This window comes from Puerhibacterium sp. TATVAM-FAB25, from assembly GCF_046535855.1.
GTDB lineage: Bacteria > Actinomycetota > Actinomycetes > Actinomycetales > Cellulomonadaceae > Puerhibacterium > Puerhibacterium variabilis_A.
The window spans coordinates 359,925-372,926 of sequence record NZ_JAXUAK010000001.1 but is presented as its reverse complement, the minus strand read 5'-3'; the positions used below and the strand labels follow the sequence as shown (position 1 = coordinate 372,926).

General features: G+C 74.4%; 10 protein-coding genes. 7 read left to right on the top strand and 3 right to left on the bottom strand.

Annotation, left to right across the window (positions count from 1 at the left end; genetic code table 11):
* Positions 1–71: 71 nt before the first annotated feature.
* Complete coding sequence (locus tag U5M74_RS01750; RefSeq protein ID WP_410905555.1) at positions 72–1,745, bottom strand: ABC transporter substrate-binding protein; 1,674 nt, start codon at positions 1,743–1,745, stop codon at positions 72–74.
* Positions 1,746–1,815: 70 nt separating this feature from the next.
* Complete coding sequence (locus tag U5M74_RS01745) at positions 1,816–2,835, bottom strand: LacI family DNA-binding transcriptional regulator (RefSeq protein ID WP_410905554.1); 1,020 nt, start codon at positions 2,833–2,835, stop codon at positions 1,816–1,818.
* Between the two features lie 221 nt (positions 2,836–3,056).
* Here U5M74_RS01745 and U5M74_RS01740 point away from each other — a divergent pair, with 221 nt between their 5' ends.
* From U5M74_RS01740 to U5M74_RS01725, 4 genes are all read left to right on the top strand, one after another.
* A complete protein-coding gene (locus U5M74_RS01740; RefSeq protein WP_410905552.1) occupies positions 3,057–5,348 on the top strand; it encodes a beta-galactosidase in 2,292 nt (763 codons plus the stop codon).
* Entirely contained in the window at positions 5,345–7,021 is a 1,677-nt protein-coding gene (locus U5M74_RS01735) for an alpha-amylase family glycosyl hydrolase (RefSeq protein ID WP_410905550.1), read from the top strand. The genes U5M74_RS01740 and U5M74_RS01735 overlap by 4 nt, the downstream gene beginning before the upstream one ends.
* A gap of 42 nt (positions 7,022–7,063) precedes the next feature.
* Positions 7,064–8,275: a glycoside hydrolase family 1 protein gene (locus U5M74_RS01730; protein ID WP_410905548.1), complete on the top strand. Its 1,212-nt coding sequence runs from the start codon at positions 7,064–7,066 to the stop codon at positions 8,273–8,275.
* A gap of 104 nt (positions 8,276–8,379) precedes the next feature.
* Positions 8,380–9,363: a nucleoside hydrolase gene (locus U5M74_RS01725; RefSeq protein WP_410905546.1), complete on the top strand. Its 984-nt coding sequence runs from the start codon at positions 8,380–8,382 to the stop codon at positions 9,361–9,363.
* A gap of 12 nt (positions 9,364–9,375) precedes the next feature.
* On the opposite strand, the gene U5M74_RS01720 is transcribed toward U5M74_RS01725, so the two are convergent.
* The gene (locus U5M74_RS01720) at positions 9,376–10,017 is read right to left on the bottom strand and encodes a dihydrofolate reductase family protein (protein WP_410905544.1); all 642 of its coding nucleotides are present in this window, start codon (positions 10,015–10,017) and stop codon (positions 9,376–9,378) included.
* Between the two features lie 111 nt (positions 10,018–10,128).
* Between U5M74_RS01720 and U5M74_RS01715 the strand changes: the two genes are divergently transcribed.
* The 3 genes from U5M74_RS01715 (at position 10,129) to U5M74_RS01705 (ending at position 12,908) form a co-directional block, all read left to right on the top strand.
* On the top strand, positions 10,129–10,497 hold the full coding sequence (locus tag U5M74_RS01715) for a DUF1990 family protein (protein ID WP_410905542.1): 369 nt from the start codon (positions 10,129–10,131) through the stop codon (positions 10,495–10,497).
* A 97-nt stretch (positions 10,498–10,594) separates the two neighbouring features.
* Positions 10,595–11,968, top strand: coding sequence for a glutamate decarboxylase (locus U5M74_RS01710; protein WP_410905540.1), 1,374 nt, complete (start codon positions 10,595–10,597; stop codon positions 11,966–11,968).
* A 52-nt stretch (positions 11,969–12,020) separates the two neighbouring features.
* Positions 12,021–12,908, top strand: coding sequence for an oxygenase MpaB family protein (locus U5M74_RS01705; protein ID WP_410905538.1), 888 nt, complete (start codon positions 12,021–12,023; stop codon positions 12,906–12,908).
* Positions 12,909–13,002 lie beyond the last annotated feature (94 nt).

Sequence of the window (13,002 nt, the reverse complement as noted above, 5' to 3'; positions counted from 1 at the left end):
GTGTCGGCGGCCCGCGCCTGGGGGTGCGCCCCGCCGGCGCGCGTCGAGCGTGCCGGCGGGGCGCACCGGGGTCACTGGCCGTCGGCGGGGGTGAGCCGCTTGAAGATGATCGTGTTGTCCGACGCCGCGGCGTACGGGTCGTCCTCGGTCGGCCAGCCCTCGGCCCGCGAGGTGTTGTACTCGAACCAGCGCGCCCCGTACCAGATGGGGATGAACGGGACCTTCTCGATCATCGCGTTCGACAGCTCCGCGACGACGGGCTTCTGGTCCTCCTCGGTGGCGGCGGACCGCAGCTGCTCGAGCAGCGCGTCCACCTCGGGGTCCGCGAACCGCGACTCGTTGGTGGTCGCGTCCTGTCCGACCGGGGCGGTGTTCGCCGAGTTCAGCGGCTCGTCGAAGTTCTGGAACATCGAGCAGGTGCCGCCGCGCACGCCGAAGGTCAGGTCGTAGTTGCCCTGGCGGCGCTCGACCTCGAGGGTCTCGTACTGCGGCGTGTTGACGGTGACGTCGATGCCGAGGTCCTCGAGGTCGCCCTCGACCTCGCCGGCGGCGCGCGTCCAGTCGTCCCAGCCCTGCGGCGTGATGAGCTCGAACGCCATGGGCTGGCCGTCCTTGCCCAGGCGCCGTCCCTCGGCGTCGGTCTCGTAGCCGGCCTCGGTGAGCATCGCGTCGGCCCGCTCGAGGTCGTACTCGATGACGCCCTTGTTCTCGATGGACGGGTCCAGCCATTCCTCCATGCCGGGCACCACGAGCGAGGTCTGCGACGCGACGGTGGTGTAGCCCTCGCCCGCCTGCTTGACCAGCGTCTCCTTGTCGATGCCGTGCATGATCGCCGCGCGGAAGGCGACGTCGTCGAACGGCGGCTTGGCGTTGTTCATGTAGAGCGAGATCGGCGAGCCGGGGGCGAACCAGTAGCCGTGGTGCTCCGGGTCGGCCGCCACGAACGTGTCCTCGATGTCGGGGACGTACATGTACTGGGCGTCGTACATGCCCTTGGACAGGTTGAGCTGGTTGATCTGCGGCTCGCCGTCCTTGATGAAGCGGACCTCGGCCACCTTGACCGCGTCGGCGTCCCAGTAGTCGGGGTTCTTCTCCACGGTCAGGCGCTGGGGCGTGAAGGACTTGACCGTGAACATGCCGGTGCCCACCGCCTCCTCGGCCGTGTAGGTGACCGGGTCGTCGACCTCGGACCACACGTGCTCGGGCACGATGAAGGTGCCCAGGATCTTCGCGGTGTCGTACGACGTCGGGGCGTCGAACTTCAGCACGACCTCCGTGTCGCTCGTCGCCTCGGCGGAGACCAGGTGCGCCGCCAGCCCGGTGAGGTCCAGCGCCGGGTTGTCCTTGATGACGTTGAACGTGTAGGCGACGTCCGCCGCGGTGAAGGGCTCGCCGTCGTTCCAGGTGACGCCCTCGCGGGTGGTGAGGTGCATCTCCGAGGTGGTCACCCACTCGTACGCGGTGGCGAGCTGGGGCGTCTCCGAGCAGTCGTAGCCGTTGACCGTCATGAGCGTGTCGTAGATCGCCCACATCGGGCCGAGGCGGTTGGCGGAGAACGGGTTGTAGTTGACCTGGGGGCTGGAGCCGCCGCCGAAGTCGCCCAGCTGGACGTACGGGATCATCCCGTCGGCCGCCTGGGTGCCGGCGTCGTCGCGGGCACCGGGCGTGCACCCGCCCAGGGCGAGCCCGGCGATCGTCGCGCAGCCCACCGCGAGCGGCAGGGCGCGCCTGGTTCGTGCGTTCATTCTCGTCTCCTTTGTCGGTGAACGCGGTGTGCCGGCTGCCGCCGTGGGTGCGGCGGCCCGGCGTCGGGGGCTAGGGAACCACCTGCTCCGGCTCCTGCGGGTGCGGGCAGCCGCACGACTCGCGGAGCACGACGTGCGTCGGCAGGGTCCAGACGTCCGCGGGCAGCGGGTCGCGGCCGACCGCGGACATCGCCAGCTCGGCGGCCTTGACGCCGAGCTCGAAGACCGGCTGGTGGACGGTGGTGAGGGTGGGGGACACGTTGGCTGCCAGCGCGTGGTCGTCGAAGCCGACGACCACGACGTCGTCGGGGATCCGGTACCCGAGCCCGGGGAGCGTGGCGAGCATGCCGATCGCGATCTCGTCGTTGGCGCACACCAGGGCGCGCGGCATCCGACCCGCGGCGTGCAGACGGCGCGCCGCCATCGCGCCGAACACCGTCTCCAGCCCCACCTGCACCGGCGCTCCGCGCTCCGACAGGCCCGCCGCCGCGAGGGCGTCGAGGAAGCCGGTGTACCGGGCCACCGTGTCCGGCGAGCCGGGGTCGTGGCCGACGAAGAGCAGGTCGCGCAGCCCGTGCTGCCGCACCAGGTGGTCCACGAGGGCGCGCACGGCGGCGGTGCCGTCCGTGCGGACGGTCGGCAGGCCGTCGGGGGCGCCGGCGACGACGACGACGGGCATCCGCCCGGCGAGCTCGGCGAGCACGGCGTCGCCCAGCGTCCCGCCGACCACCACGAGGGCGTCGGTGCGCGCGGCCAGCTGCCGGACCGCCTTGGGGGAGTCGGCCCGCAGGTGGGTGCCCAGCACCAGCACGGCGCTGCCCACGCGCAGGGTGACGGACTCGGCCCCGGACATGAGCTCGGCGAAGTAGGGGCCCGACAGGCCCGGGAGGACCAGGCCGAGCGCGTCGAAACGCTGGAAGGCCAGGGCGCGGCCCAGCGCCGACGGGCTGTAGCCGAGCTCGGTGATGCTGGCCAGCACGCGGTCGCGCGTGCTCGCCGCCACCTTCGGGTCGTCCTTCGTGACGCGGGAGACCGTCGCCACGGACACCCCGGCGTGCCGGGCGATGTCGCGCACGGTGGGCTTCTTCATCCCCGCGCTCCTCCTCGTCGAGTCCGGTCGGTCCCGGTGCCCTGCTGGCCGGATCGCGGCCACGGGCTTGTTGGTACCGGTTACATAGCGTACGTTCGCACAATGTAACCGGTAACACAACACCGGTCGACCGCAGGACCCTCCACGGTGAGCGCGCAAGGACGCCGCCCGTGAGGCACGCCAGGAGCGCCCGGCCGGGCGCCGCGACAAAGGAGTTGGCCTTGGCACCGCAGCAGCTGTCCGCGCCGTCGTTGCGCGACGACCTCGTCGTCTCCGGGGAGATCCACTACTGGCGGCTGGAGCCGCACGAGTGGGCCGACCGGCTGGACCAGGCCGTGGCCACGGGCGTCACGGCCATCGCCACCTACGTGCCGTGGCTGGTGCACGAGCTGCCCGACGGAGGCTTCGACTTCGGCGAGCGCCACCCGCACCTGGACCTGGAGCGCTACCTCGGGATGTGCGCCGAGCGCGGCCTGGCGGTCGTGGCGCGGCCGGGCCCGTTCGTGATGGCCGAGCTGAAGAACGAGGGCCTCGGGTACTCCGTGCTGCGTGCCCACCCGGAGATCCGCTGCCCCGGCTGGGACGGCGTGCGCAAGCCGGAGACCATGATCGACTACCTGCACCCCGCCTACCTCGCGGCGGCCCGACGCTGGTACGAGGCGGTGGTGCCGCTGCTCGCCAAGCACCTGGCCGCTCGCGGCGGCCCGGTCGTGGGCGTCCAGCTCGACAACGAGATCGGGATGCTGCCGTGGGTGACCAACAGCCCCGACCTGTCGGACGCGACGGTCACCGACCTCGTCGGCCGCCTCGTCGAGGCCGAGGGCGCCGCCGTCGTGCAGGCCCGGTACGCGGTCGGCGGCTCGTCCTTCGACGTCGCCGCGCCCGAGACCTGGGCGCCCGCGCTGCGCTCGCCGAACGAGGAGCAGGTCCTGGCGCTGCACCGCGACCTGGGCCGGTACACGCGCGGCCGGTACGCCCGCTACGCCCGGACCCTGGCCGGGTGGGCGCGCGAGCTCGGTGTCGACGAGCGCACCCCGCTGCTGGTCAACGTGCACGGCTGCTGGGGCGGGCGCGCGACGATGTTCCCCCTCGGCATCTCCCAGCTGTCCAGGACCTGGTCCGCCGAGGGCGCCGGGACCGACGTCATCCCCGGCTCCGACCTCTACATCGGCGACCTCACGCTGGACAAGCTGCCCGGCTTCTGGGTCTCGAACGCCTTCCTGGCCGCGACGTGCGCCCCGGGCCAGCCGTACGGCTCCCTCGAGTTCGAGGTCGGCTCCGGCGACTACGGCGAGGCGCTCGACATCTCCTCCGGTCCGGAGGCGGGGGCGCTCAAGCTCCAGGTCGCCCTGGCCCAGGGCAGCACCGTCGTGAACTACTACATGCTCGCCGGCGGCCGGAACCCGATGCTCTTCGAGCCCGTGGGGGACGGCAACGACCGGGTCGCGTTCACCGGCGAGCGTCACGGCTTCGCCGCACCGATCGACCCCGAGGGCCGCCTCGCCCCGTGGTTCGCCGGCACCGCCCGGGCGACCCGTGCGGTGCGCGACCAGGCCGCGCTCCTGCGGGCCGCGCGCCCCGAGACCCCGCCCGTGGCGCTGGGCTTCGTCCCGGACCACTACATGACCGAGTACCGCTACCCCGGCTCGGCGCGCGAGGCCGCGTTCGTGGCCGAGCTGGAACGGTTCCGCGGGTCCGGGCCTCGGGAGATCATGACCCGCGCCCTGGTCACCGGCGGCTACGCGCCGGACGCGGTCGACCTGGCCGACCCCGGCGCCCTCGCGCGGTTCGGCACCGGGCGGGTGCTGGCGCTGGCTCCCACGCCCTACCTGGACGGCGACCTGCAGGAGCGGCTGGTGGAGTGGGTCCGTTCCGGCGGACGGCTGCTGCTCAGCGGCCCCCTGCCGCAGCACGACCTGCTCGGCAGGCCGGCGACGGCGCTCGTCGACGCGCTGGGGCTCGAGGTGGGCGTGCGGGACGAGTCCGGGCTGCACGCGATGACCTACGCCGCGACGCCCGGGCGCACACCTTTCGTGGCGCCCGCGCGCGTGGGCTCCTCGCCGGCCTGGGACGGCGCCGAGGTGGCGGTCGGGTTCGCCCAGCCGCTCGTGCCCCCGACCGGCGGGACGGTCCTGGCCCGGCTGGCCCGCTCGGGCGAGCCGTGCGTCGTCGAGGTGGGGCTGGGCAGCGGCACCGTGGTCGCGGCGGCGGCGGACCTGCCGTGCCTGCCGCAGGTCTGGGACGCGCTCCTCGGCCGGCTGGGGGCCGCGCCGGCCGTGGCGGTGTCGTCGGACGCGCGCGGCCTGGTGGTCGTGCCGTGCGCCGCGCCCGACGGCACCCAGGTGGTGCACGTCGTCAACGTCGCGCCGTGGCAGGCGCAGGCCGAGCTCGAGCGGGACGGCCGGCCGCTGCTGCCGGCCCCGCTCGCGCTGCCTGGCCGGACCGGGGCGTGGCTGGTGCGCAGGCCGGGGGAGCGGTACGCGGAGGTCGCGTTCCTCGGAGGCGAGCGGTGACGGCCCGCACGGCCCCGGCGGGCGACCTCGCGGCCCGCCTGGGGAGCACCGTGCTGTACCAGGTCTACCCGCAGAGCTTCGCCGACGCCGACGGCGACGGCATCGGTGACCTGGACGGCATCCGCCAGCGGCTCGACTACCTCGCGTGGCTCGGTGTCGACGCGGTGTGGCTGTCGCCCTGCTTCGTGTCGCCCTTCCAGGACGCCGGGTACGACGTGGCCGACTACCTGACCGTGGCACCGCGGTACGGGACGAACGCCGACCTGGCCGCGCTGTGCGCCGAGGCCGCCGGCCGCGGGATCGCGGTGCTGCTGGACCTCGTCGCCGGTCACACCTCCGACCAGCACCCGTGGTTCGCGGCGGCGAGCGACCCCGGCGCGCCGCCCGCGGTGCGCGACCGGTACGTCTGGGCCGACGTGCCGCAGGCCGGCTGGCAGCCGGTCGGCGGCACCGGGACGGAGCCGACCGCGCGGTGGTACCTGCCCAACTTCTTCCCGTGCCAGCCGGCGCTGAACTTCGGCTACGCCCGGCCCCGCCCCGACGAGCCGTGGCGCCAGCCGGTGGACGCGCCCGGTCCGGCGGCCAACCGCGCGGCCCTGCGCGAGATCATGGCGCACTGGTTCGACCTCGGGGTCTCCGGCTTCCGCGTCGACATGGCCGCCTCCCTCGTCAAGGACGACCCCGGGCTCGTGGAGACCGGGCGGCTGTGGCGCGGCGTGCGCGAGTGGGTCGACACCACGTATCCCGGCCGGGTCCTCATCGCCGAGTGGGGCGACCCGCGCGTGTCGGTGCCCTCGGGGTTCCACGCCGACTTCCTGCTCCAGTTCGGCGGCCCCGACGACGGTCTCCCGCTGCGCTCGCTGTGGAACAACGGCGCCGGCACCGTCAACGACGTCTGGGGAGAGCTCGCCTGCTGGGCCGACGCGGAGGGGCGCGGGGACGCCACCGCGTTCGTCGAGGCGTGGACCGCCGCCGCCGCGGCGATCGCCGCGGCCGATCCTGGCGGCAGGTACGCCCGCAGCGGCGTCGTCGGGCTGCCGACGTCGAACCACGACTTCACCCGCCTGGTCGCCGGGCCGCGGGACGCCGTCCAGGCACGGGCGGCGATGACGCTGGTGCTGACCTGGCCGGCGATGCCGAGCATCTACTACGGTGACGAGATCGGGATGCGCTACCTGCCGGACGCGCCGACGACGGAGGGCTCGCGGCTGAGCCCCACGTACGAACGGGCGGGATGCCGCACGCCGATGCAGTGGGGGACCCCCGGCAGCGTGCCGGGCCCCGGCGAGCCGAAGCAGTCGCGGTACCTGCCCGCCGACCCCGCCCCGGACGCCCCGACCGTCGCCGGCGCCCTGGCCGACCCCGGGTCGCTGCTGCACCTCGTCCGCGACCTCGTCGCGCTGCGGCACTCCGACCCGCGGCTGGACGCGGGGTCACCGCTGCGGGTGCTCGCCGCGGGCTACCCGATGGCCTACACCCGTGGCGACGACGGCTCGCTGCTGGTGGTGCTCAACCCCGGGCGCACGCCGGTGAGCCTGCGGCTGCCCGGCGACCCGACCGGCCGCACGCCCGGCGCCGTCCTGCTCGGCGGCGGCGTCCGCCTGGCGGGCGACGTCGTGCACCTCGACGGGTTCGCCCACGCGGTCGTCGACCTCGCGCCCACCCGTTCCTGACCGCACGTCCAGACGCCCCGACCTCACTCCGGAGGACCTCCCATGACCAGCACGAGCACCACCCCGACCACCCCCGCGCCCGACGGCTTCCTGTGGGGGGCGGCCACCGCCGCCCACCAGGTCGAGGGCAACAACGTCAACTCCAGCCACTGGGTCGACGAGCACTCCCCGGGCACGCACGTCGCCGAACCCTCTGGCGACGCGTGCGACTCCTACCATCGCTACCCGGAGGACATCGCGCTGCTCGCGGGCGCGGGCCTGGGCGCCTACCGCTTCTCCCTGGAGTGGGCGCGGATCGAGCCCGAGCGGGACACGGTGTCCGCCGCCCAGCTCGCGCACTACCGCCGCATGATCGACACCTGCCGCCGGCACGGGGTCGAGCCGGTGGTGACGCTCCACCACTTCACCTTCCCGCGCTGGTTCGGGCGCAGCGGCGGCTGGTACGCGCCCGACGCCGTCGACCGGTTCCGCCGGTTCGCCGAGACCGCCTCGACCATCCTCGACGACGTGACCTGGGTGGTGACGATCAACGAGCCGAACATGATGGTCAACCAGAGCGAGGCGCGGATCGACACCGAGAACGGGGTGAACTTCCCCGGGCCGTCCCCGCACGTCGCCCGCGTCATCGCCCAGGCCCATCACGCCGCGATGGAGGTGCTCGGCCGGCGCGGGCACGTCCAGGCCGGGTGGACCGTGGCGAACCAGGTCTTCCAGGCCGTCCCGGGCTGGGAGCAGCAGCGGGACGAGTGGCAGTACTGGCGCGAGGACTACTTCCTGGAGCAGGCTCGCGACGACGACTTCGTCGGCGTGCAGTCCTACCTGCGCACGATCATCGGCCCGACCGACGACGAGCTCGGCTACGGGCCCCAGCCGTGGCCCGAGGGCACGGAGCGGACGCTCACCGGGTGGGAGTACTACCCGCAGGCTCTCGGCCACGCGCTGCGGCACACCCGCGAGGTGACCGGCGGCGTCCCGATGCTCGTCACCGAGAACGGCATGGCCACCCGCGACGACTCCCGGCGCATCGACTACACCACGGGGGCGCTGCAGGCGATGGCGGCGGCGATGGCCGACGGCTGCGACGTGCGCGGGTACCTGCACTGGTCGTTGCTGGACAACTACGAGTGGGGCTCGTTCGACCCGACCTTCGGGCTGATCGCGGTGGACCGCACGACGTTCGCGCGCACCCCGAAGCCGAGCCTCGCGTGGCTGGGCGGCCTGGCGAAGAGCAACCTGCTCCCGCTCGCGGGCTGAGGCTGCTGTCGGGCCGGGCGGGGACCGCCCCGCCCGGCCCGGTGGCCCGCGGCTCGCCGGCGGCGCACGCCGGCCGCACAATCGGCCCCGGAGGTGGTGCGGCCGTGCGCGTCGTCATCGACACCGACCCGGGCACCGGGGTCGCGGGCGCCGACGTCGACGACGGGCTCGCGATCGGGCTCGCCCTCCGGTCGCCCGAGCTCGAGGTCGAGGCGGTCACGGTCGTCGCCGGCAACGTGCCGGTCGAGCGGGGCGTGGCCGGCACGCTCGAGATCCTCGACGCGGCGGGTCGGAGCGACGTCCCCGTGCACCGCGGGGCGGGCCGGCCGCTGGTGCAGGACCCGGCCGCGTGGCGGGCGCACCTGGACGGGCGCCGCGACGACGACGCCGTCCGCCGGCTGTGGCACGGCATCGGACCCGTCGGGTCGGCGCTGCGCGCCCGGCCGACGACGGCGGCCCGCGCGCTGGTCGAGCTCGTGGACGCCGCCCCCGGTGAGCTCACCGTCGTCGCGCTCGGGCCGCTGACCAACCTGGCGCAGGCGATGCTGCTCGACCCGGCCTGGGCCGAGAAGGTCGCGGGCCTGGTCGTCATGGGCGGGGCCTTCGACGTCCCCGGCGTGCTGCGGGAGCAGAACGCGGCGTACGACCCGGAGGCCACGCACGTCGTGCTGAGCAGCGCCGCGCCGCTGCGCATCGTCCCGCTGGACGTCACGCTGCGGACCCTGATGACGCCGGCCGACGTCGACCGGCTCGACCGCGCGGCCGACGACCTGGCCCGGTACCTCGCCCGCACGGTGCGGCCCTGGGTCGCCTGGTCCGCCGAGCGGTCCGGCCGCGGCGGCTGCCCGCTGCACGACCCGCTCACGGTCGCGACCCTGCTCGACCCCGGCCTCGTCACCACCCGCACCGCGGCCGTCGGCATCGAGCTGCGCGGCTCGCTGACCCGGGGCCGCACCGTCGCGTGGGACCCCAGCGACGACGTGCCGCGCGCGGACCTCGCGCTGCCCGAGGTGCACCCGGCGACCGTCGCGACCGGCGTGGACGGCGACCGCCTCGTCGCGCTCCTGCTCGACCGGCTGTGCGGGTGACGCCCGGCGGCCTCAGTCGCTGCCTGCGCCGCGGTCGGGCGCGGCCATGTCCCCGGTCGCGGGCGTGCCCTCGGCGAGCCCGTAGCGCAGGTACACCGTGCCCTTCTTCCCGGCGACCGGCGGCTCGAGGAGCGTGAGGTTCGTGGGCACCGCCCCGCCGTCGAACACCTTCTTGCCCTCGCCGAGCACGATGGGGTGCACCCACAGGTCGAGGCGGTCGAAGAGCTTCTCGCGCAGCAGGGTCTGCACCAGGTTCAGGCTGCCGACCACCTTGACGTGCTCGTGCCGGTCGCGGACCTCGCGCACCGCCGCGGGCAGGTCGGGCCCGAGCTGCGTGGACCCGGCCCAGTCGAGCCGGGGCGTGCCGCGGGAGGCCACGTACTTCGGCACGCGGTTGAAGAGGGCGGCGATGTCGCCGTCCTCGCCGCCCTCCTGGTGCGGCCAGTAGGCGGCGAAGATGTCGTAGGTGCGCCGCCCGAGCAGCAGGGCGTCGGTGTCCTCGTACGCGGCGGCGGCCTGCGCCCCCGAGACCTCGTCGATCAGCGGCGCCTGCCAGCCGCCGAAGCCGAACCCCAGCGGGTCCTCCTCGGGGCCGCCGGGCGCCTGGCCGACCAGGTCGAGGGTGGCGAACAGCTCGATCTCGATGAGTCCCACGGTGCGCTCCCGATGACGTGACGTCGGTGTCGAGGGGTAGACGCCGGGGCGCCGCCGGTCTCATCGGACGGTCGCGGGCCGCCACGGGCGCGTCCGTGGCACCATCCGGTCATGCCGGTGCCGATGACGCTCGCGCAGGCCGCGGGCCTGCGGGCCGCGCCGGGCACCGTCGTGCGGGTCTCCCTGGGGCTGGGCCCGGTGCGGCTGCAGGCCCCGTGCCGGGTCGTCGACGTGGTCGACGAGGCCGCCCGAGCCGGGTCCGCCTACGGGACGCTGCCCGGGCACCCCGGGTCGGGCGAGCAGCGGTTCCTGCTGGAGCAGGCGGACGACGGCGTCCTGACGTCCAGCGTCACGGCGTCCTCCCGGCCTGCGAGCGGGCTGGCCCGCGCCGGCGGTCCGGTGACCCGACGTCTGCAGGACGCCATCGCCTCCCGCTACCTCGCAGCGCTCGCCCGACCCCGCGTCACCCGGCTCGGGTGAGTCTCCGTCCCGGACGTCGTGCCGAGCGTGGACGGAGCTTGGCGGTCCGCCGTGCAGCCGCGGTCCGCGCGACCGAGACCGACGGAAGGAGAAGCCCATGAGCACCCTGCCCGGCGACCCCGACGCCGTGCTGTTCGGCAACCGCTTCGCCACCGAGGAGGTGCCGACCAAGGAGTTCCCGGCGAACGGCATGACCGCCGTGGACGCGATGCGGCTCGTCGCGGAGGACCTCGCGCTGGAGGGCGACCCCGCGCGCAACCTCGCCACGTTCGTGACGACGTGGATGGAGCCCGAGGCGCAGAGGATCATCGCCGAGAACCTGCACCGCAACTTCATCGACCACGCCGAGTACCCGCGGACAGCCGAGATCGAGCAGCGGTGCATCCGCATGCTCGCCGACCTGTTCCACGCCCCGGGAGAGACGACCGGAGCCCGGACCCAGGGGTCCTCCGAGGCGATCATGCTCGGCGCGCTGTCCCTCAAGTGGCGCTGGCGTGCGCGGCGCGAGGCGGCGGGAGCGCCGGCGGACCGGCCGAACCTGGTCTTCGGGGGAGACGTCCACGTGGTGTGGGAGAAGTTCTGCCGGTACTTCGACGTCGAGCCCCGGATCGTGCCCCTGACGCCGGGCAGGTACACGATCGGCCCGGACGACGTCGCTCCCCACGTCGACGAGAACACGATCGGCGTCGCCGCCGTCCTGGGCACGACGTTCACCGGCCACAAGGACGACGTCGTCGGCATCAACGACCTGCTGGTGCAGCTGAAGCAGGACCGGGGGATCGACGTGCCTCTGCACGTCGACGCCGCCAGCGGTGGCTTCGTCTGGCCCTTCCTCTACCCGGACTCCCCGTGGGACTTTCGCCTCGAGCAGGTGCGCTCCATCAACGTCTCCGGCCACAAGTTCGGGCTGGTGTACCCGGGCATCGGCTGGCTGGTGTTCCGCGAGCGGGCCGACCTCGCGCCGGAGCTGGTGTTCGAGGAGAACTACCTCGGCAGGGCCGACCTCACGTTCACGCTGAACTTCTCCACCGGGTCGGCGATGGTGCTGGCGCAGTACTACAACCTCGTGCGCTACGGCCGGTCGGGCTACACGTACATCATGCGGAACATGCAGTACAACGCCCAGATCCTGGCGGAGAAGCTGCAGGCCGTGGGCCGCTTCGAGCTGATCGGCCCCTACGAGGAACAGCTGCCGCTCGTCGCCTTCCGCCTCGCGGAGCCGCACGGCTACGACGAGTTCGACATCGCCTGGCAGCTCTCCGCCGAGCGGGGCTGGATGGTGCCCGCCTACACCCTCCCGCCGGACGCGCAGGACGTGACGATCATGCGTGCGCTGGTCAAGCAGACGCTCAGCCGCGAGCACGTCGACACGCTCGCGCGGGACATCGAGGAGGCCTGCCGGACGCTGGAGAAGAAGGGCGGCGTCCACGAGACGGAGCGGCGCCGGGTCGTCACGGGCAGCGGCCACTGAGCCGCGCGGCGGCCGACGAGAGCGTGTCGGGACCGCGAGCCATACTGGCTCCATGTCGGTCGTGGCCAACCCGGTCGAGCGCCTGCGCACGCAGGTGGGCGACATGCTGTTCGCGAAGGTCGCCGGCCCGGACGGCGTGCAGGCGCGCGCCCGGATCCACCTGACGCCCGGGCCGCGCTGGTTCGGTCCGGTCAGCGCGATCCGCCGGGTCCACGCGGACTCCGCGATGTTCGTCGGCGGGCTGCGGGCGCTGCTGCTGCAGTCGCTGCACCCGCTGGCGATGGCGGGCGTCGCCGGGCACTCGGGCTACCGCAGCGACCCGTGGGGGCGCCTCGCCCGGACCTCGACCTTCCTGGCGACCACGACGTTCGCGACCGCCGACGACGCCCAGGAGATGATCGAGCGGGTGCGGGCCGTGCACGAGCGGGTGCGCGGCAGGACGGCCGACGGCCGCCCGTACCGGGCGAGCGACCCGCACCTGCTGACGTGGGTGCACGTCGCGGAGGCCGACTCGTTCCTCGCCGCGCACCAGCGCTACGGCGAGCGGCCGCTGTCGCCGGCCGAGGCGGACGAGTACGTCGCCCAGTCCGCACGCGTCGCGCGGGCCCTGGGCGCCCGGGTCGTCCCGGAGACCGTCGCCGAGCTGACCGCGTGCCTCGAGGGGTACCGGCCGGAGCTCGAGGCCACGCCCGCGGCGCTGGAAGCGGCGAGCTTCCTGCTGCGCGAGCCGCCGCTGCCGGGACCCGCGCGGGCGCCCTACGGCCTGCTCGCCGCCGGCGCCGTGGCGCTGCTGCCGCCGTGGGCGCGTGAGGCGCTGGCCGTCGAGACGCCGCTGAGCCGCAGGTTCGGCGGCCCGGCCGGTGCGCTCGCGGTCCGCGCGGTGCGCTGGGGGATGGGCACGGCGGAGTCTCGCAGCACGACCGCCGGCGAGGCGGCCTGAGGCGGGCTCGTCCCCGGCCGGTCGGCCGGGGCCTCAGCGGCCGCTGCGCAGCCGGCGCAGGGTCCGCGCCCGCGGACAGCAGGACGCCGCCGAG